A 19,301-nucleotide genomic window follows, 5' to 3' on the forward strand; every position below is an offset into this window, starting at 1 on the left:
AATTCGGCAATCGGTTGGCCATTCACTGGCGAGGTATTGGTGAAGTACTGACCTTTGACAGGCGCGACGAACTCGCCGCCGATGTAGTTACCGTAACGGGACTTGAAGGATACGATGGCACCGGGAGTACCAGGGTGGGCGTAGTTCATGATGGCGTTCTCTTGTAGTTTTTGGTTGTGGCCGTCCTTGGGACGGCCACTGTCAGTTGCACAAGCGCTACAGGCTCAAGAGCCCTGAGGGGTTTCGCCACGTGCCAGACGGGCATTGATGTCTTCGATGACCGCCGGCAAATCAACGATGGTGTCGATCAGGTAGTGCGGGCGGGAACCTTCGAACATCTTGACGATGCGCGCGCGTTCCTCGGCCAATTCCTCCAGGGATAAATCCTTGAACTCTTCATAGGTCAGGCCCAATGCATTGCCGGAGCAGGTCAGCGCCACGGTCCACATGCCCGCACTACGACCTTCCAGAATGCCGGGCCAGGTGTCATCGACCTTTACGCACGCGGCGACGTCGCTAATCCCCAGCGCAATCACGTTGGCCAAGGCTTGAGCAGGGTGCGGGCGTCCATTGGGCACTTCGTCAGTCGCCACCACGTGGTCGGTGACATAACCGTTCTTGCGTGCCAGCTCTACGACTTTCTCCATGACCACAGCCGGGTAGCCTGAGCAGGAACCGATTTTCAGGCCCTTGTCGCGCAAGCCGTTGATGGTGTCGAGCGCACCAGGAATCAGCGCCGAGTGCAGCGCGATCTTTTCGATCTGCAGCGGCATGAAGCGTTCGTATAGGGCGGTGACATCATCATCGGTTGGCAACCGACCGAAGGCGGCATGGTAGCGGTCGGCAATCTGTGGCTCGTTGCACAGCGTGCGGATGTGGTCCCACTTGCCCATGCCCATCGGTCCGCGAGCTTCTTGCAGGGAAACCGCAACGCCGAACTCGGCAAAGGCTTCGACGAAAATCTGGGTCGGTGCGAAAGAACCGAAATCAACGACGGTGCCCGCCCAGTCCAGAACCACAGCTTGCAGTTGGGAAGGTTGTTTGTAGTCCATGATGATTGCTCCAGTAATGGGTGAGTGATTGATTCGGGTTCAGGAGTTGGTGCCGACAATGACCGGTTGCACCGGAGTTGAGGCCAGCTCCTTGCTTTCCACCGTTTTCGGGCGACTGTTCCAAAATGGAATCAACATCAAACTGGCCAGCAGCGCCGCGACGGTGAACACCAGGAATATGGTGGTGGTGTCGAAATATCCGGGTAACAGGCCGCCGAGGACCGCCCCTATCGAACCGCAACCGTTGACGAAACCTGCGGCGGAGGCCGCACCGTCCTTACTGCCGAAATCAATGGCAGCCGAGCCGCTCATCATCGAATCCGGCCCGTAGAGTGTCAGGCCCATCATGAATAGCAGGCCAACCACCATGTAAAGACTTCCGCTCTGCATGGCGGGGACGAACAGCGCAAGGCAAATGGTGAGAAGAACCAGGCTAAGGACACAGGCCGGCATACGACGAGCACCGAAGTACTTGTCTGATGCGATACCGATGAGGATCGGACCTGCCAGACCCGCTAGTTCAAAAGCCGTTGGAACGATTGCGGATGCCACTTTGCCAATCTCGGGCATCCGTTCGTAGATAATGACTGGCCCCCACAGGAGGATCGCGTAGCGCGCTGGCTTGAGCATGAAATACGCGAGGCCAAGCACCAGCACAGTTCGATTTTTCATCACCGTGCGCAAGCCAGCCCACATACTTTCGCGCGGAACTGCGACCTTGCTGACGGGTTCTATTTCGATCTCGACGGGAGGCAGGCCGACATCTTCTGGCTGGTTGCGCTGCAGGAAAAAGAACAATACCGCTACAACCAGTACCACCACGGCGCTGCTGATGAACGCTATGCGCCAGTCATGGTACTGGTTATAAGCCCACCAACCGGCAAACGGTGTTGCTACCAGACCCCCGAAGGCGTAGCAGGTGCTCCAGTAACCCAGTACGCGGCCGCGTTCGCCAGTGCTGAAAAAACTACCGACGTTCTTGCACAGGCCAGACCAACCGGTGGACTGAGCCAGGCCCTGGATTAACATGCAGGAGGCGAAAATCGGTAAGGTGGCGTAAGTGCCCATAAGTAGCGCAGCTAACGCGGAAATGACGAGCCCGCTAAGTACCACGACCCTCGGGCCGAAGCGGTCAGAGAAGTTGCCCCAAAGAAACTGTCCTACTGCATACGCGGTAAGGTAGAGGGCATCCAGATTGGCCATCATGGACTTTTCGAGGATGAAGTTCGGGTCTTCGCCAATACCCAGTTTGGCGACAGAAAACGCCTTGCGGGTAAAGTAGAAGGCGGCATAGGCCACCCAGGTGATGAGGAAAATTTGCACGCGCCAGCGCTGGAGCGATTTCCAGCCGGTTGCGAGAGGACTTGTAGCATTCTTGTTCATGGTGTTCTGATCCCGTATGTGGTGCCAGAAAGCGCAAAGTAATTGTTTTTGTTTTCGGTACAGAAAATCTGTCCACGCACACGACATCGATTAGATGGCAGTGAATGGCATCAGGCTTTAAGTTTTAAATTGCCACGGTCACTGACTGCTGCTCGGCATTGCCTAGCGATAAGTCACCGGATCCATGTTTTAAAAAAAGATCCCTGTCCAAAGGTGCTACCCATTGCACCTGTGCTCGAATTGACAAGAACCTTTAAAGGGGCGGTCAGCCTGTCGGCTGTTGCATGTCGACGTTCATCGCTACAAGACTGTCGGCGATGGCGCGCAGCAACTGGTGGACGATGTATTCGTCGATCTGGCCGATACAGCCAATACGGAAACTTTCGGCTACCGTCAGTTTGCCGGGGTAGATGATGAACTGACGGGCTTTGAGTTCATCGTAGAACCGTTTGAACTCAAAATTTGGATGTTCTGGACTGAAGAACGTGGTGATGATTGGCGACAGCCAACGGTCCTCAAGCAATGTTCTAAAGCCAAGTTCGCGCATGCCGGTGACGAGTACATCGCGATTGCGGGTGTAGCGCGCCAACCGGCCATGCACGCCGCCTTCGGCAGTGTGTTGCTCCAAGGCTTTATGGAACGCTACCACGCTGTGGGTCGGTGGCGTGAAACGCCATTGGCCAGTGCGCTCCATGTAAACCCACTGCTCGTAAAGGTCGAGGCTGAGTGAATTGGCGCGGCCTTTGGCGGCCTCGATCACGGAGCGACGGATGATAACGAAACCGAACCCCGGAATACCCTCGATGCATTTGTTGGCAGAAGACACCACCACGTCGAAAGGTATTTCATCGACCGTCAATGGCACCGCTCCGAAGGAGCTCATCGCATCGATGATCAGACTCTTGCCATGCGCTTTAACCACATCGGCAATTTGGCGCAGCGGATTGAGAATGCCGGAGCTGGTTTCGCAATGGACGAGGAAGACGTTGGTGACGTCCGGGTTATCCCTGAGCAGGGCGTCCACTTCCTCGGGCTGGGGCGGCAAGTAATCCCCTTTGTCCAGGGTGATAAACGCGCGACCCAGATACTCCAGGGTCTTGGTGGCGCGTTGACCATAGGCGCCATTCATTAATACAAGCGCTTTGCCGTCTCTAGGGATGGCAGTGGCTAAAGCAGCCTCCACCGAATAGCTGCCGCTGCCTTGCAAAGGCACGCAGACGAAGCTGTCGTCCTTTATGCCTGCCATGCTGAGCAAGTTCTGGCGAACTTCAGCAGTGACTTGATTGAAGGAAACATCCCATGAACCCCAGTCGCGCAGCATCGCTTCCTTGGTGGCTTTGGACGTGGTCAACGGGCCTGGCGTCAGCAGGTAAGGTTCACCCAAGGCTGGCGTAGCCAGCGCTTGTGTGGTCGGGAATTCAGCTTTGGTCATGATCTTCTCCGGCGGTGTTGTTTTTGTAAGGAGTGATGCATGGGCCAATAAAAACACTCGCCTAGAAATAACTGAAATCGATTTATCACATGTCAATAACAAGCTGAGCTTATAAGTGAGCACGTTGGATCTCGCGCTCTATTATCGCGATTCCATGGTTATCCGGTTCAGATCGCCGCGCCCTGGGCGATCAAGGCCACTGGGCGGCGCGACGCATCTGTGTTGTAAACAAAAAAACCGCCCGGCCAATGGCCAGGCGGTTTTTAGTGGCAAGCGTAATGTTTTCGCTGCGTGATGGAGGCGTTAGCCCTTGTCTGACTTGCCAGCCGCCGCGGCGAACTTCGCCAGACGCACATCCAGTCGACGGGGGCGCAGGTTGTGGTCCTCGGCATGCTCCTTACGGCGAATGGCGTTGCGCACCATCAGCGAGCCCAGGTAACGGATCGGCTCCGGTGGAAAATGGCCGAGTGGACCTTGCACCAGCGGCGAGCGTGTCCATGGGTTGTCCATCCCCAACACCAGCGATGAGAGGATTTTCCCTCCCATATGACACGGACCGACGCCGCTGCCGGAATAGCCGAAGCCATAAAAGATGTTGCCGCTAGCGCCCATGCGACCGAAGAACGGTAGCCCGGTGACGGAGCGATCGGACGGGCCATTCCAGGTGGCGGCGATGCCGACATCGGCAAAGTCCGGGAAGAACTCCGCAAGGGTGTTGCGCAACAATCCTTTGTAGGGCGAAGGCTGGTCGAATACGGGCAGGATGCGCCCGCCGTAAGCGAAGGTATTGCCACCTTTACCGAGCATGATCCGGCCGTCCGGAGTGTTGTGGTAGTAATGCACGAAGATACGTGAGTCGAGCACGGTGACCCCGCTGGTCAGGCCTATGCGCTCGAGCAGGTCAGGTCGTGGCTCAGTAATAATCATGTCGCTGGAGACGATGGCTACCGACCGCGAGAACTGTGGAAAGGCACGGGCCATCCAGGCGTTCATCGCCAACACGACACGATCGCAGGTCACTTTCCCGTTCGGCGTATTGACGATGGTGGGCAGCCCCTCTTCCAAACCGGTCATTGGCGAGCCTTCGTAGATACGCACACCCAACTCCATTGCGACTCGACGCAGACCACGCACCAGCTTGCCCGGTTGCACACTGGCTGCCGCCGGCGAGAACCAGCCTTCAACGTGTCGGGTTGAACCCGCCATACGCTGTACGTCAGCTAGCGCGCATTTGGAGAAAGAGTTGATGCCATTGCGCTCCAGCGCGGCGATCACCCCGTCGGTCGAACCGACCTGAGCGCGGTTAGTTGCCGTGTAAAGCGTGCCATCGAGACGGTAATCGGCATCAACTGCGTACTTCTCGCAAAAGCTGCCGATGGCGTAAATGCTCTGCTCCGATTCCTTGACCAGGCGTATTGCCTCCTCGACGCCGAACAAGCGTTCCAGGGTGAAGTACTTGGCCGACCAGGACAGTGCGCAGCCGCCGTTGCGCCCACTGGCACCGGCACCGCAGATGTCGGCTTCGACGATGACCACGTCCAGCTCGGGATTCTGTTCTTTGAGCATGATCGCGGTCCACAAACCGGTGTAACCACCACCGACAATGCAGACATCGGCGCGGGTGTTCTGCCGCAGCGGCGGGCAGGGCGAGTCGGGTTGAGTTTTAAGGGCCTGATCGAGCCAGTAGGGGCGCATGAGGTCATCTCCGTTGGAGCGGTTTGAGGGCAGGGTTTCAGGAAGCAATCAGCCGCATGCGGCGACCACGATCATTTCCACGCGCCAACCGGGGTCGATCAAATCCGCCAGGGTGCAAGCTCGTGTGGGGGCATGGCCTTCGGGAAAGAACGCGTCCCAGACTTTGTTGAGCCCTGCATAGTCCTCGCGATGGGCGAGCAGGATACGCACCGAAAGCACCTGCTTGCGGCTGCTGCCGGCACTGAGCAATAGCTGCTCGATACCGGCGAGCACCTCGTGGGTCTGTTCCTCGATATCGCCCCTGAGGTCGCTGGCAACCTGGCCTCCGATGTAGAGGTGGTTGTCGTACCGGACCATGTCCGAGCGGCGTGTTACGGCTGTGAAACGTTCGATTTCCATTAAGCATTCCCAGGTTGATAGGAGGGCGCAGTGTTCGAACACTGGTCGGGGCTTGTGAAAACCATGCTTGCAGTTCATCGTTTATAAATAAAATCGATTTAACGTATGCATGAATAAGCTGAACCTATGCTGAGGCTTCCCCGATGACGATTTCCCATACTCAACTCAAGGCGTTCCACGCTGTCGCTATCAACGGAAGTTTTACCCGCGCGGCAGAGCAGCTCTGCCTGTCTCAACCGGCGGTGTCCGACCAGGTTCGCAAGCTTGAGGATTACTACGGGGTGATGGTGTTCTACCGCGACAAGCGTCTGGTACGCCTGACTGAAGTGGGCGAGCGGTTGTTCGGCCTGACCCGGCGCTTGTTTGATATCAGTGTCGATGCCCACGACATGCTGATGGACTACCGCACCCTGTCCACGGGAACCTTGAACCTCGCTGTGGATGCGCCGGTGCATGTGCTGCCCTATGTCGCACGCTTTTGCAGTCGTTATCCCGGTATCGATGTGAAGATTGAAACCGCCAATACCGATGAAGTGTTGCAGCGGTTGTTCGGCCATCAGGCCGACATTGCTCTGCTGGGGCGCAATATCGAAGACGACCGACTGCTGTCGCTGCCCCTGCGTAGCGATCCGATGCTCGCGTTCGTCGCGCTTGACCATCCCTGGGCGCAACGCGAATCCATCAGCCTTGGCGATCTGCACGACACGCCGCTGGTCCTGCGCGAAAAAGGCTCAGTGACGCGCCTGTGCCTTGAGGAAGAGATGGCAACCGCGGGCTTGCGCATCCGCAAGGCGATCGAAGTGGAAGGCCGTGAAGCCGCGCGCGAAGCCGTGGCGATAGGTATGGGCGTAGGTGTTGTCTCGGCGACCGAGCTTGGCTTCGACTCGCGGCTTCGCGGGTTGCCTATCGTCGATAGTCAGCGACGCTTCACCGAGACACTGGTTTGCCTGCGCGCACAGAGTTCCCGGCGCATCCTGACGACCTTTTTTGAGATGGTTCGAGAGAGATTGGCTGAATGAAGTATGGGGTTCGATGTGGATGCTATCCGGCAACGTCACCCATTAAAAGATCAATGCCTTCGCGTTACATACCTGATCGATACGTAAAACGTTTCTGTTCTTGCGACCGCACTGGTTGCCAGCGATGAGGGGTTCAAATATCAGCCGCATGTCGACCGGGTGATGCGTGCGTTTGGCTTCCCCATCGGCCCCTTTGAACTGCGTGATATGGCCGGTGTGGATGTCGCCTGGCGCAACCGCCAGGGGCGTCTGTTGGAGCTGAGCGAGCGTGAGCAACGCTGCGATTGGATCGATAAATTGTATGCGGCAGGACGGCATGGGCAAAAAACCGGGCTTGGGTTTTATTGCTATGCGCCGGGCAGCCGCCAGGCTGTGCCGGATTCATGGCTGGCGCAATTGTTGGAGCAGCATCGCCAGCAATGGAATATTGCGCCCCGTAGCATCTCTGATCAGGAAATCGAAGAACGCTGCCTGTTTGCGATGATCAACGAGGCTGCCTGGTTGCTCGACAACGATATTGTGGAGCACCCTGCTGATATCGATCTGGTATGGGTTCATGGCTACCGCTTCCCGCGTTACAAGGGCGGGTTGACCTACTATGCCGACCAGACAGGGCTCGGTTATGTGGCGAAGGCGCTTAAGCGCTACAACCCCGAGTCGGGCAGGGCGCTCTCGGCGTTCATGACTCAACGCAAGACCTTCCACGCTTATTGACGAGAAAGCCCCGGCCGCTGACCGAGCCCGCCGGGGCCATGTTGAGTCAGACGTCCTTGACCGCGTCGAGGGCCGCATCAGTGTCGGCGCACCTCTCGGCAAACCCAAGCCACAAACGGCAATTGTCCGAATGACGTGATGAGTTGTTCGGTAACTATTTTTTCGTGCGTGAATGGGAATTAGTGTTAATTGCGAATGGTTTTATATAGCATGCTCGCTTGGTTTTTGGCGGTTGCACCCTCTGTATTGGCCTATTCGTTAAGGTTTTCCTCTCCATGCGTCGAACCCTGTTTTCCATTTGTGTACTGCAAGCGTTGTCGTCTTCCTCGTGGGCTGAACAAACGGATGTAGCTCCCTCAACGCTTGAGCTGGACGCAACCGATGTTATCGGTACTGCGAATTACGAGAGGGCGGACGGCCCGGTTCAGGGTTATCGGGCAACGCGCTCGGCCAGCGCCACGCGTACCGACACGTCGATCCATGAAACCCCGCAATCGATCAGTGTGGTCTCGAAGGATGCAGTCGAGGATCTGGGCGCCACCCGTTTGCAGGAAGCGCTGGACTACGCCGGGGGCGTGGGGCGGGCGAACAATTTCGGTGGGCAGGGCCTGACCACGTTTACCGTTCGAGGCTTCACCACTGGCGAGTTTTATCGCAACGGTTTTCCGATCAACCGTGGCTATCCGAACATGCCGGATGCCAACACGATTGAGCGACTCGAAGTGCTGCGCGGCCCGGCCACCATGCTCTACGGTCGGGGTGATCCTGGCGGCACCTTCAACGTGGTTTCCAAACAGCCGTTGCCCGAGCGCACCGTCACCCTGGGCAGTCAACTCAACGATCAGGGCATGAAACGCGGCACGCTGGACGCTTCCGGCCCGCTCGACGAAGAAGGGCGCCTGGCCTATCGACTGAACGTAGTGGGCGAGGGCGGCGACACCTTCCGCGATCATGTCGAAACCGAACGCTACGGTATCACTCCGGTGCTGACGTGGCAGGCAACCGATGCGACCAAGCTCATTTTCGAAGGCGACTTCATGCGCAACAACGCGCCTCTGGATCGAGGCGTTACGCGTTACGCCAAACAGATTGGCACCGCCTCCCGCGACAGCTTTTTCGGCGAAAAAGACGTTGGCAAATTGCACAACGACAACAACATGGCGCAACTGCGTTTCGAACACATGCTCAACGACGACTGGACGCTGGGGGGCGGTTTCCAGTGGCTCGACGGATCGCTCAAGGGCAACGCGGTCGAGGCCAACGGTATTGCCGATGACGGCCGCACCCTGGGGCGCAACTTCAACTATCGCAAGCTGGAGTGGACCGACAAGGACACCCAACTCAATCTGACCGGCCATTTCGATACCGCTGGTTTGCAGCACACGTTGCTCACCGGTATCGAGTACGAAGATTACGACTACAAGTCGATTATTCAACGCTCCAGCGGTGCGGTCGGCGCGTACCCGATCGACATCTTCGACCCGGTGTACGGCCAGCAGCGTCCGGCGCTGACTCGCACGCCGACTCATGACAAGGAAAACCTCAAGACGTATGCAGCGTTCGTGCAGGATCAGGTGGCATTGACCGACAAATTGAAGGTGCTGGCCGGGGCGCGTTTCGAACGCTTCGAACATGACTACGAAACCTTCGTGCCGGGCGGCAAGAGTTGGCAGGCCAGTGACAACGCGGTGACCCCGCGCATCGGCGTGACCTACGACCTGACCGAGACATTGGCGGTCTATGCCGACACTGCGCGCTCCTTTAAGCCCAACACCGGCGCAAGCCGCGAGGGCGGCGGGTTTGCGCCGGAGAAGGGCAAGTCTTACGAAATGGGTATCAAGTGGGAAGCGCTGGATCAGCAGTTGAGTGTCGATGCGGCGATCTATCAGATCGAGAAACGCAACGTTTTGACCACCGACCCTGTTGATTCGACCTTCAGCGTTGCGGCCGGCGAGGTGCGCAGCCGTGGTTTCGACCTCAACGTTGCCGGCAACCTCACGCCCGAATGGCGCGTGATTGGCGGCTACGCCTATGTCGATGCCGAAGTGACCAAAGACAACGTGCTGCGCTCCGGCACGCGCCTGCTGAACATCCCGAAAAACAGCTTCAGCCTGTTGAATATGTATGAGTTCCAGGATGGCACCCTCAAGGGGTTGGGCTTGGGAACCGGGCTCAAGTACGTCGACGAGCGCGCCGGGCAAACCGCCAACACCGCGTTTTCGATGGGCAGCTACACCGTTGTCGATTTGCTCAGCTTCTACAAGATCAATGACAAGGTGCGGCTCAATCTTGACGTGAAAAACCTGTTTGATCGTGACTATGAAGAAGGCGCATTCGGTAACGTCTATGCCTATCCGGGCGCGCCGCGAACAGTACAAGTTGGCATTTCCTACACCTTGTAGCGTGCAGTGCTGGTGCACGCCGAGTCTTCCGCGGTAACGCGGGAGGTGAGGCGATGTGCCCCAGCGGTAGAGTTCGTTCCGCCCGCATTGACGACAATTGCAGGTTAAGGCGTTTTAGGCCGTGCGCAAATTTGGAGTTGGATTACATCCAGCTCCTGAATGGCCAGATGTACCAAGCACTCCAAGCAAGCGCCGAAGCGAGGGAGCGTTGCAGCAGCGGAACTGGCCGAAGCGCAGCGTGGTGTAGTTACTCAGCAGGCGCGGGGTGACACGCTGGAAACTCAGTTAGCGCAATTGCACGATGCCCCCCCAGAGCAAACGTACGCCGCTGCCCGGACTGGTGGATCATTCACGGCCCACACTGCATCCATTCCAGCGTCGCCCGGACCGGACCACGGTACTGGTTGATCGACGGCGATGCTTTTCATGTCCCTGTGGGGGAGGCCGTTGCTGCAGCACTTCTGGCGGCCGGCAAGATTTCGTCACGCACCATCCTTATAACCGGCAGCACAAGGGGCCTACGGCATGATGGGCGCTTGCTTCGAGTGCCCTGGTAGAAATTGATAGCGTGCCCAACGTGCAGAATTGTATGACGGTAGTAACCGAAGGTCCCCGAATCGGGCGGCCATCATTGCCGGACTGGCACGCGAAGAGATATTGGCTGAGCACGTGGTGTATGCCGCGACTTTACGCTGTCATCGTTGGGTGGCAGGGACTAGAATGGTCCAATAAAATCACAATAAAGATGTGACCTTGCCGGCATGAAAATCCATCCTCTACCGCCACTCAACAGTCTGGTAGCATTTGAAGCGGCTGCGCGCCATTTGAGTTTTACGCTGGCAGCACAGGAACTGAATGTCACCCAAGGGGCGATCAGTCGGCAAGTGCGTCTGCTCGAGAACTATCTGGGAAAGACTTTGTTCGAGCGCACCACGCGCTCGATCCACCTTAGCCCAACCGCCAGCCAGTACTATGAAACGGTGCGAGCATCACTAATGCAGGTAGCCCATGCGACAGGTGAAATTCGCCACTGGCAGGGCGCGCAGCAGGTCACAGTGGCCACCAGTTCCGCGATGGCTTCACTCTGGTTGCTACCCAAGGTGTCTGAGTTTCAGAGCAATAACGAAGACATTGATCTGCGCATTATCGCCTACGATCAAGTAAAGGACTTCTCACGACTCGATTGTGACTTGGCGTTGTACTACTGCCGAACCCCACCGCAAGACATGCAGGTAACGCCACTGTTTTCGGAAGAGGTGTTCCCGGTCTGCAGCCCGGGCTACCTGTCAAAATACCCTGAGCTGAAAACGCCTGAGCAATTGGCTGATTGCACCTGGTTATGGTTAGAAGATCCGCAGCGTGACTGGATTGGTTGGACTGAGTGGTTCCAGCGTCTCGGGCTAAAGAGCATTGAGCCAAGGCGCCGGATCAATATCAACAGTTACTCCATGCTGATCCAATCGGCACTCAGTGGGCAGGGTATCGCTTTGGCTTGGTCGAACCTGGTCGACAATCACCTGCAAACCGGTGCTTTGGTGCGGCCGATCGATACAGTATTGAGTTCAGACGCACAATTCTGCCTGCTAGAGCCGAAGGGCCAGGGGAGGATGCGGCAAAGTGTTAAATATTTTCGCACCTGGTTGATCGAACAGTTACCGACGACGCTAAGTGACTCAGAATTCGGTTCCAGCGAGTAGATACCGTTCTTAAATAAAACATGCCGCAGGTGGGCAGCCTGCGGCACGGTTGCACTATGGCTCCACTGCCTCCCCCCTCTTTGTGCATCATCAAAATTTGCTCCATTCCCACTGCCTGAAAGCGTTGATCGACGATCTTTTGAAAGCCCGTGTGTCGCTCTGATGCATGAATCTGGCGTGTTTGAATTGATGATTAAAAGTCATAAATGGTGACGTAAATATCGTTTGTCGAACAATGCTCTATTTCTCGAAACTCACTGCCAACGGACGATGGCCAGTGAGCCTGCCGAACATTTCACACCGTGCCCAGCAGGGGAAAACAATAATGAGCAATACCGCCTTGCAACAAATTCCTGTGCATCATCTGGAAACTGTACTTAACCCGATTCATCAAGCCACCGGGTTGAGCAACGAGTTCTATACCAATCATCACTACTTCGAATTGGAACGCGACCAGGTGATGGGTAAGACCTGGGCGTGTGTCGGGTTCGCCAGCGACCTGACCAAGAACGGCTCGGTCAAGCCTGTCGACTTCATGGGGCTGCCATTGCTGCTGATGCGCAACCGCGAAGGCCTGGTGCAGGTCTTCCATAACGTCTGCAGCCACCGCGGCATGAAGCTGGTGCAGGAAGAAGGTGAAGTACAGGGCGTTATTCGTTGTCCCTACCACTCCTGGACTTATGACCTCAATGGTGCCTTGCGTGGCACTCCGCATGTCGGCGGTATTGATAAGCACAAGGACGAGCGTTTTGCTTGCGAAAAGCACGGTTTGAAAGCAATCAACAGCGCCATCTGGATGGACATGGTGTTCATCAATCTGTCGGGTGACGCACAGCCGCTCGAAGAAATGCTTGCTCCCTTGACCGCGCGCTGGACGCAGTTCCTTGGCGAGGACGGTATGAGTCAGCTGCGCCGCCGTCCGGGTCATGACGCGACCACATTGGATATCAACTGCAATTGGAAGTTGGCCGTCGAGAACTACTGCGAAGCCTATCACCTGCCGTGGGTGCACCCGAGCCTGAACTCGTATTCGCGCCTGGAGGATCACTACAACATCCTGTTTGACGAGCATTTCGCTGGTCAAGGCAGCTATGCCTACAACCTGTCCGATGTGGCCGGTACGCACTTGCCCAAATTTCCAAGCTGGCCACAAGACCGCCTTCGCAATGCCGAATACGTAGCTTTCTTCCCCAACGTACTACTCGGCATCCAGGCCGATCATGCGTTCGCCATGCAATTGGAGCCCGTAGCACCGGGTCGCACCATTGAACACCTGCGCCTGTTCTATGTTGGGGACGAGGCTCTGGGTGATGAATACGCCGCCTGCCGTAACGCCATTCTGGAATCCTGGAAAGTGGTATTTGCCGAAGACATCAGTTCGGTCGAAGGCATGCAGAAAGGCCGTCACTCCCCTGGTTACAAAGGTGGTGCCTTCTCGCCAGAGATGGACGTTCCAACGCACTTTTTCCATCAGTGGGCTGCGCGTCAGTTGCTAGCCACCGTACCGGACGCCTGAGGAAATGAGCATGTATTCAATAGCATCCCATTGGCTCAATTACATCGATGGTGAATGGCTTGATAGCCCGCAGCAGCTGTCGGTGAACAATCCAGGCACCGGCCAGCCACTGGCGACTATCGCCCAGGCTACTGTCGATGATGCCGAGCATGCCGTGCGGGCGGCTCGTCGTTGCGCCGATAGCGGTGAGTTGACCCGCGTTCGTCCGGCGCAGCGGGTCACTTGGTTGCTGCGCATTGCCGAAGAAATCCGCGCCGTGGCCGAAGAGGGCGCCTGGGTGTTGTGCCAGGAAAACGGCAAGAGCCTCAACGATGCCAAAGATGAGTTCGTCGAGGCTGCACGCTACTTCGAATACTACGCAGGCATGGCTGACAAGATCGAAGGCACTTCGATTCCATTGGGCAATGGCTACATGGATTTCACCCTGTATGACCCGATGGGCGTGTCCGCGCAAATCGTACCGTGGAACTTCCCGGTTTCGATCTGTGCCCGCTCGCTTGCACCGGCGTTGGCGGCTGGCAATGCGGTGGTGATCAAATCGCCCGAGCTGTCGCCTTTGGGGATGTGCGTGCTGATCCGCGCTGTTGCCAAGGCCGGGTTGCCTAAGGGCGCGGTCAACCTGATTTGCGGTCGTGGCCGTGAGGTTGGCGCGCACCTGGTTGGCCATCGTGATGTCGATCAGATTGTCTTCACCGGCTCAGTGCCGACCGGTCAATCGATTCTGCGCGATGCCGCCGAACATGCCATCCCCAGCGTTATGGAGTTGGGTGGCAAGTCGGCCGCGATTGCTTTCGCCGATGCGGATCGCGAACAACTGCTTGCCAGCGTCAAGGGCGGTATTTTCTTCAACGCCGGACAGGTGTGCTCTGCCATGTCGCGCCTGCTGGTGCAGCGTGAAATTTATGAAGAGGTCGTCGAGTCTGTTGTCGCCTTGGCCGAAGGTCTTAGCGTGGGCGTCGGCCACGACAACCCCGACCTCACACCAGTGGTCAGTGCCGGGCAACTGGCAGGGATCGAAGCTTTGTGTCGGCGCGCCATTGAAGAGGGCGCAGTAGCGGCCACTGGCGGTGAGGGGTTCAGTGACCGTGCCGGGTACTTTATGCGGCCGACCGTGTTCCGCGACGTGAGCCCCGATATGTGCATCGCCCAGGAAGAGGTCTTCGGTCCTGTGTTGGCGGTGATCCCGTTCGACAGCGAAGAAGAGGCGATCGCGATCGCCAATGGAACCGCTTTTGGCCTGGTCGCGGGTGTGTTCACCCAGGACATCAGTCGCGCCATGCGTTGCACCCGTCGCCTGAAAGCTGGCCAAGTGTTTGTGAACGAGTGGTATGCCGGTGGAATTGAAACCCCGTTTGGCGGTGTCGGCCTGTCCGGTTTTGGCCGGGAAAAAGGGCAGGAGGCCTTGTACAGCTACGTGCGTACCAAGAACGTGGCGATCCGCGTAGCAGGGGAGTGAGCAACATGTTCAAGACTTGGCTTTGTGTGGTCTGTGGGCTGATCTACGACGAGGCCCTCGGTTGGCCGCAGGACGGCATCATCGCTGGCACGCGTTGGGAGGATGTGCCAGAAGACTGGAAATGCCCCGAGTGTGGCGTCGGCAAAAGCGATTTCGAGATGTTGGATATCAGTGAGCCGGTAACCGCTGCCGTCAGTGCGCCGGTAGTGCCTGCAGTGCAGCTGCAATCGCCGCCACCGGCCACACTGCCACGTCAGCCGATCGTCATCATCGGCAGTGGCTATGCCGGTTACGGTCTGGCCCAGGCGTTGCGCAAGGTCGACCCCAAGGTCGAGATCCGCGTGCTGACTCAAGAGTCTGGCCACTTGTATTCCAAGCCAGCGCTGTCCATTGGCCTGGCACAGGGCAAGAGCGCTGAGGCATTGTCCGGTGAGGCGCCGCTGGCGATCGAAAAGCGCTTGAATATCCGCGTCTATCCGCACTGTACGGTGACGCGTATCGACAGCGCGAGGCAGCGCCTGCACACCAATTTCGGTGAGATGGAGTATGGCCAATTGGTACTGGCCAGCGGTGCGCAGAGCATCCGATTGCCGATCGAGGGTGAGACTGCGGCATTACTCAGTGTCAACAATCTGCACGATTACCAGCGCTTGCGTGAACGCCTGGTGGGCGTGCGGCGAGTGGCAATCCTGGGTGACGGCCTGATCGGCTGTGAGTTCGCCAACGATTTGGCAGGCAGTGGCTTTGCCGTCAGCGTCATTGGCCTCGGCCATTGGCCGATGGAGCGTCTGCTGCCGGCGCAGGCCGGACGGCGGCTGCAATTCGCCTTGAGCGAGCTGGGGGTGAGCTGGTATCTGGAGAACACCCTGAAACGTATTGAGCAGACTGAAGACGGCTATCACCTGACCCTGGCCGATGGCCAAAGCCTTGAAGCCGACCTGGTGTTGTCCGCCGTGGGTTTGCGTCCCAACCTGAGCCTGGCCGAGACCGCCGGGGTCGTCGTTGGTCGCGGCATTCAAGTGGACGCCCAACTGCAGACTTCGCAACCGGGCATTTATGCCCTGGGCGACTGCATCGAAATCGACGGCCAATTGCTCCCGTACCTGGCACCCATCAACCAAGGTATTCAGGCACTGTGCAAGACCTTGCTCGGCCAGCCTACCAACGTCAGCTATCCATTGATGCCAGTCACCGTGAAGACCCCGGCGGCGCCACTGTGCCTGCTTCCACCTGCCGTCGGCGTCGCCGGGGAGTGGCAATGCACGCCGACTGCCGATGGCCTAAGCGCCAGTTATTACGACATCGAGGGGGCACTTTGCGGGTTTGTCCTGCTCGGTCGCCAAGCACAATTGCAGCGCAATACATTGCTGCAGTCCTGTCAGAACGCTCAACGGGCCATGGCCTGAGGGCAGCACCATGAAAAATACAATCAACCTTCCCCATGACGATGCCAGCTGTGGCTGGTATGCCGCCTTGCCTGAGCAACCACCTTGCAGGCGGTTGGAGGGTGAACAGCGCGCCGACTACACCGTGATCGGCGCCGGCTTCGCTGGCTTGGCCGCGGCCCGCCGATTGGCCGAGCTCTGTCCTGAGGCCCGAATCCTGCTGGTCGATGCCCAGCGCGTCGCTTATGGTGCCTCTGGACGCAACTCGGGTTTTGTCATCGACCTGCCACACAAATTTGCATTGGAACATCCGGACCCGGCGCACAAACAGCGTTTGCTCGCACTCAATCGCGCTGCCATCGCCCAGTTGCAGGGATTGATTCAAACCCATGGAATCGATTGCCAATGGTCCCATGCCGGCAAGTATCAAGGCGCGGTAGGTCCTCGCGGCCTGGCTTATCTGGATCATTTCGAACACTTGATGAGCGAGCTCGGTGAGCCGTTCCGTCGGGTCGAACGCGCGGAGTTGGCTCAGGTGGTTGGCAGCAGCCATTACAGTGGTGCGATCTACACCCCTGGTTGCTACTTGATGCAGCCGGCAGCGCTGGTCAATGGCCTGGGCCGCTCACTGCCGAGTAATGTCGAGCTGCTTGAGGAATCACCGATCCAGCGCTTGGAGCGAGACGGCCAAGGCGGATGGATTCTACATGGCGCTCAGGGCCGGATTCGCACCGCGCAGTTATTGCTTGGCACCAGCATTTTCACTCAAGAGTTCGGTTTCCTGCGTAATCGTCTGTTGCCGGTGATGACCTTTGCCAGTTGGACTCGTCCACTGACCGATGCCGAGTTGGCGGTCTATGGCGGTCAATTCGATTGGGGTCTGACCCCGGCAGACCACGCCGGTACCACGGTGCGTATGACTCAGGATCGTCGCTTGATCATCCGCAATACCTACAAGCATGTTCCCAAGTACGGCCAAAGCACCAACGATGCCATGCGCGCCAGTGTGCGCAAGGATCACCGAAAAGCGTTCCTGGCGCGTTTTCCGCAACTCGCCGAAGTCCCTTTCAGTCATACCTGGGGGGGCGTCTACGCCATCTCGCGCAACTTCACCAACTTCTTTGGCGAACTGGAGAAAGGTGTCTATGCCTCGGCGTGCGACAACGGCGTCGGCGCGGCCTGGGGCACCATTTCAGGCACCTTGCTCGCAGACCTTGCCGTGGGTGCCGATTCGGCGCAACTGCGCGACATTCAGGCCGTGACGGGCATGCCTTCACTCAATCCGCCGGAACCCTTCCTCGGCCTTGGTGTGCGCTCACGTATCCGTCTGGCGGCCTGGAACAGTCGGAGTGAGCTATGAGTAGGGTCTTTACTGGAAAAGGCCCAGTGCTGCGCGTCGATCATCATGATTTGGATTTCACGCAGCGTGGTGGTCCCCCCGGTGCCGCTTATGTCGCCCGTGCGATCAGCAATGAAATATCGCCAAATATCGGGGTCGGCTTTGCCCGTTGGGAGGGCGCTGAAGTGGCGTGGACCCTGCTGTATGACGAGGTGATCTTCGTCATCGAAGGCTGCTTCGAATTGCAGGCCAACGGTGAGCTGTACCGGGTTGAACCGGGACAGTTGCTGTGGATTCCCGAAGGCACCGAACTGGTCTATGGCGGCCATGCGTTGTTCGGGTATGTGGTTCAGCCTGGCGACTGGAAACAGCGGCACGGTTTATCCTGAGTCGGGAGCGCAGAGCAATGCAGAATGAACAGAGCGATGTCGTGGGGCGGCAACGTTGCAGCTTGCAATCTCACGCACACATCATTGACGAGGCTGCTCAGTGCTTGGACTGACGAAGGCGTTCGGCGCCCTGTATCTGAGCAGCTTACTGATGCAGTTGGGTTCAACCTTGTTGATGACCTACCTGGCGCTGCGCCTGAACGCGGGGGGGGAGGCCGAGACGTGGAGCGGTGCATTGATGGCAGCCAACGCCTTGGGCATGGTGTTGGGAGGCAAGGTCGGGCACTACCTGATTGAGCGGGTCGGGCACATTCGCAGCTACGTCACCTGCGCCGGCTGGATCGCCGCCGCAGCTCTGGCTCATGAATTCAGTAGTGCCTTGCCATTTTGGCTGCTGCTGCGAGCGCTGGTGGGGGTGGCCATGATGTGTCAGTTCATGGTGTTGGAAAGTTGGCTCAACGATCAGGCTCGGAGGGAACGGCGCGGCAGCGTGCTGGCCCTCTATATGGTTGCCAGCTACGTTGGCATGATGCTTGGCCAGCTGGCGCTGAGTCTCAATGGCGACCTGGGAGTCCATGCGTTGCTTGGCGTGGCCATCGCTTTTGCGTTGAGCCTGGTGCCGGTGGCGTTGACCCGCTGCCCGCATCCGACGCCCATCCTTGCGGCGCCTGTCGACGTTAAATTGTTCCTGCGTCGAATACCGCAGTCGTTAGTGACCCTGGTGGTGTCGGGCATGATGACGGGGGGCTTTTACGGTCTGGCCTCGATCTATGCCAGTCAGCAGGGACTCGATACGGTCGAAATTGGTCAGTTCATGGCCTTGGTGATTGGGGCCGGATTACTGGCCCAGCTACCCTTGGGCTGGCTTTCGGATCGATTGCCACGTGCCAGCTTGATTCGCGCTGTGGCAGTGCTGCTGGTGCTCGTCACGCTGCCGCTGGTTTTTTGTCAAAGCCCTTCGTTCAACACCCTGATGCTGTTCGGTGCGGGGATAGGCTTTTTGCAGTTTTGCCTGTATCCGCTCGGTGTGGCACTGGCCAACGACAATATTGAGCCGCAATTGCGTGTTTCATTGGCCCGCGTGTTGTTGGTGGCGTTTGGTGTGGGGGCCGGCATCGGTCCGCTGCTGGCCGGTTCACTGATGGAGCACTTCGGCGCATCGAGTCTTTATTTCTTCTTCGCTGCCTGCGCTGCGCTGCTTGTCGTGTTTGTAGGGCAGGGCAAGGTCACCGGTGAGCATTTGCAAGACGATGCTCCCCTTCATCACCCGTCAACGCCCAATGGTCTGGCCAGTTCCAGTCTGGTGGCGGTTGTCGAGTCGGTCGGCGTAAACGCCCAGAGCTCGCAGTGCGACAGAGTGATCAACGAGACTGAGATCGCCACCGCGCTGAATCGTCCATGACGCCAAATGGTGACGTTCCTT

General features: G+C 57.9%; 16 protein-coding genes and 1 pseudogene. 11 read left to right on the forward strand and 6 right to left on the reverse strand.

The window, feature by feature from the left end:
• The 6 genes from FBY01_RS31995 to FBY01_RS27800 form a co-directional block, all read right to left on the reverse strand.
• On the reverse strand, positions 1-149 hold a 149-nt coding region (locus tag FBY01_RS31995; RefSeq protein WP_178113306.1), incomplete at its 3' end, for a hypothetical protein.
• Between the two features lie 75 nt (positions 150-224).
• A complete protein-coding gene (phnX, locus tag FBY01_RS27780) occupies positions 225-1,052 on the reverse strand; it encodes a phosphonoacetaldehyde hydrolase (protein WP_010461068.1) in 828 nt (275 codons plus the stop codon).
• A gap of 39 nt (positions 1,053-1,091) precedes the next feature.
• Positions 1,092-2,435 carry an MFS transporter gene (locus tag FBY01_RS27785; protein ID WP_010461067.1) on the reverse strand — a complete coding sequence of 448 codons (1,344 nt, stop codon included), beginning with the start codon at positions 2,433-2,435 and terminating at the stop codon, positions 1,092-1,094.
• Between the two features lie 265 nt (positions 2,436-2,700).
• Entirely contained in the window at positions 2,701-3,867 is a 1,167-nt protein-coding gene (locus FBY01_RS27790) for a 2-aminoethylphosphonate--pyruvate transaminase (RefSeq protein ID WP_077749699.1), read from the reverse strand.
• A gap of 303 nt (positions 3,868-4,170) precedes the next feature.
• Positions 4,171-5,562, reverse strand: a complete 1,392-nt coding sequence (locus tag FBY01_RS27795) for an FAD-dependent oxidoreductase (RefSeq protein WP_077749698.1) — start codon at positions 5,560-5,562, stop codon at positions 4,171-4,173.
• Positions 5,563-5,610: 48 nt separating this feature from the next.
• A complete protein-coding gene (locus FBY01_RS27800; RefSeq protein WP_145310369.1) occupies positions 5,611-5,961 on the reverse strand; it encodes a RidA family protein in 351 nt (116 codons plus the stop codon).
• A gap of 143 nt (positions 5,962-6,104) precedes the next feature.
• Here FBY01_RS27800 and FBY01_RS27805 point away from each other — a divergent pair, with 143 nt between their 5' ends.
• From FBY01_RS27805 to FBY01_RS27850, 11 genes and pseudogenes are all read left to right on the forward strand, one after another.
• Positions 6,105-6,980, forward strand: a complete 876-nt coding sequence (locus FBY01_RS27805) for a LysR substrate-binding domain-containing protein (protein ID WP_010461058.1) — start codon at positions 6,105-6,107, stop codon at positions 6,978-6,980.
• Between the two features lie 162 nt (positions 6,981-7,142).
• On the forward strand, positions 7,143-7,694 hold the full coding sequence (locus tag FBY01_RS27810) for a 3-hydroxyacyl-CoA dehydrogenase family protein (RefSeq protein ID WP_372241904.1): 552 nt from the start codon (positions 7,143-7,145) through the stop codon (positions 7,692-7,694).
• Positions 7,695-7,969: 275 nt separating this feature from the next.
• Positions 7,970-10,096: a TonB-dependent siderophore receptor gene (locus FBY01_RS27815; protein WP_145310371.1), complete on the forward strand. Its 2,127-nt coding sequence runs from the start codon at positions 7,970-7,972 to the stop codon at positions 10,094-10,096.
• A 761-nt stretch (positions 10,097-10,857) separates the two neighbouring features.
• Positions 10,858-11,793: a LysR substrate-binding domain-containing protein gene (locus tag FBY01_RS27820; RefSeq protein ID WP_010461053.1), complete on the forward strand. Its 936-nt coding sequence runs from the start codon at positions 10,858-10,860 to the stop codon at positions 11,791-11,793.
• Between the two features lie 325 nt (positions 11,794-12,118).
• The gene (locus tag FBY01_RS27825) at positions 12,119-13,309 is read left to right on the forward strand and encodes an aromatic ring-hydroxylating dioxygenase subunit alpha (protein WP_154504970.1); all 1,191 of its coding nucleotides are present in this window, start codon (positions 12,119-12,121) and stop codon (positions 13,307-13,309) included.
• Positions 13,310-13,319: 10 nt separating this feature from the next.
• The gene (locus FBY01_RS27830; protein WP_010461049.1) at positions 13,320-14,765 is read left to right on the forward strand and encodes an aldehyde dehydrogenase family protein; all 1,446 of its coding nucleotides are present in this window, start codon (positions 13,320-13,322) and stop codon (positions 14,763-14,765) included.
• Between the two features lie 5 nt (positions 14,766-14,770).
• Positions 14,771-14,935, forward strand: a pseudogene (locus FBY01_RS32000) (rubredoxin); the annotation flags it as partial.
• Complete coding sequence (locus tag FBY01_RS27835; RefSeq protein ID WP_224795573.1) at positions 14,924-16,171, forward strand: FAD-dependent oxidoreductase; 1,248 nt, start codon at positions 14,924-14,926, stop codon at positions 16,169-16,171. The pseudogene FBY01_RS32000 and the gene FBY01_RS27835, both read left to right, overlap by 12 nt.
• 10 nt (positions 16,172-16,181) lie before the next feature.
• Positions 16,182-17,510 (forward strand): FAD-binding oxidoreductase, encoded by a 1,329-nt coding sequence (locus FBY01_RS27840; protein ID WP_145310373.1) that lies wholly within the window; start codon positions 16,182-16,184, stop codon positions 17,508-17,510.
• A complete protein-coding gene (locus FBY01_RS27845) occupies positions 17,507-17,878 on the forward strand; it encodes an ethanolamine utilization protein EutQ (RefSeq protein WP_042932004.1) in 372 nt (123 codons plus the stop codon). The genes FBY01_RS27840 and FBY01_RS27845 overlap by 4 nt, the downstream gene beginning before the upstream one ends.
• Positions 17,879-18,029: 151 nt before the next feature.
• Complete coding sequence (locus FBY01_RS27850; protein WP_178113310.1) at positions 18,030-19,280, forward strand: MFS transporter; 1,251 nt, start codon at positions 18,030-18,032, stop codon at positions 19,278-19,280.
• Positions 19,281-19,301: the final 21 nt, after the last annotated feature.

Source organism: Pseudomonas sp. SJZ077, from assembly GCF_007993905.1.
In the GTDB taxonomy this organism is placed as follows: Bacteria; Pseudomonadota; Gammaproteobacteria; order Pseudomonadales; family Pseudomonadaceae; genus Aquipseudomonas; species Aquipseudomonas mandelii.

Bases quoted from the DNA above. Each gene is read 5' to 3' on its own strand.
- phnX (WP_010461068.1), bottom strand. From the start codon at position 1,052: ATGGACTACAAACAACCTTCCCAACTGCAAGCTGTGGTTCTGGACTGG.
- FBY01_RS27785 (WP_010461067.1), bottom strand. From the start codon at position 2,435: ATGAACAAGAATGCTACAAGTCCTCTCGCAACCGGCTGGAAATCGCTC.
- FBY01_RS27790 (WP_077749699.1), bottom strand. From the start codon at position 3,867: ATGACCAAAGCTGAATTCCCGACCACACAAGCGCTGGCTACGCCAGCC.
- FBY01_RS27795 (WP_077749698.1), bottom strand. From the start codon at position 5,562: ATGCGCCCCTACTGGCTCGATCAGGCCCTTAAAACTCAACCCGACTCG.
- FBY01_RS27800 (WP_145310369.1), bottom strand. From the start codon at position 5,961: ATGGAAATCGAACGTTTCACAGCCGTAACACGCCGCTCGGACATGGTC.
- FBY01_RS27805 (WP_010461058.1), top strand. From the start codon at position 6,105: ATGACGATTTCCCATACTCAACTCAAGGCGTTCCACGCTGTCGCTATC.
- FBY01_RS27810 (WP_372241904.1), top strand. From the start codon at position 7,143: ATGCGTGCGTTTGGCTTCCCCATCGGCCCCTTTGAACTGCGTGATATG.
- FBY01_RS27815 (WP_145310371.1), top strand. From the start codon at position 7,970: ATGCGTCGAACCCTGTTTTCCATTTGTGTACTGCAAGCGTTGTCGTCT.
- FBY01_RS27820 (WP_010461053.1), top strand. From the start codon at position 10,858: ATGAAAATCCATCCTCTACCGCCACTCAACAGTCTGGTAGCATTTGAA.
- FBY01_RS27825 (WP_154504970.1), top strand. From the start codon at position 12,119: ATGAGCAATACCGCCTTGCAACAAATTCCTGTGCATCATCTGGAAACT.
- FBY01_RS27830 (WP_010461049.1), top strand. From the start codon at position 13,320: ATGTATTCAATAGCATCCCATTGGCTCAATTACATCGATGGTGAATGG.
- FBY01_RS27835 (WP_224795573.1), top strand. From the start codon at position 14,924: ATGTTGGATATCAGTGAGCCGGTAACCGCTGCCGTCAGTGCGCCGGTA.
- FBY01_RS27840 (WP_145310373.1), top strand. From the start codon at position 16,182: ATGAAAAATACAATCAACCTTCCCCATGACGATGCCAGCTGTGGCTGG.
- FBY01_RS27845 (WP_042932004.1), top strand. From the start codon at position 17,507: ATGAGTAGGGTCTTTACTGGAAAAGGCCCAGTGCTGCGCGTCGATCAT.
- FBY01_RS27850 (WP_178113310.1), top strand. From the start codon at position 18,030: ATGCAGTTGGGTTCAACCTTGTTGATGACCTACCTGGCGCTGCGCCTG.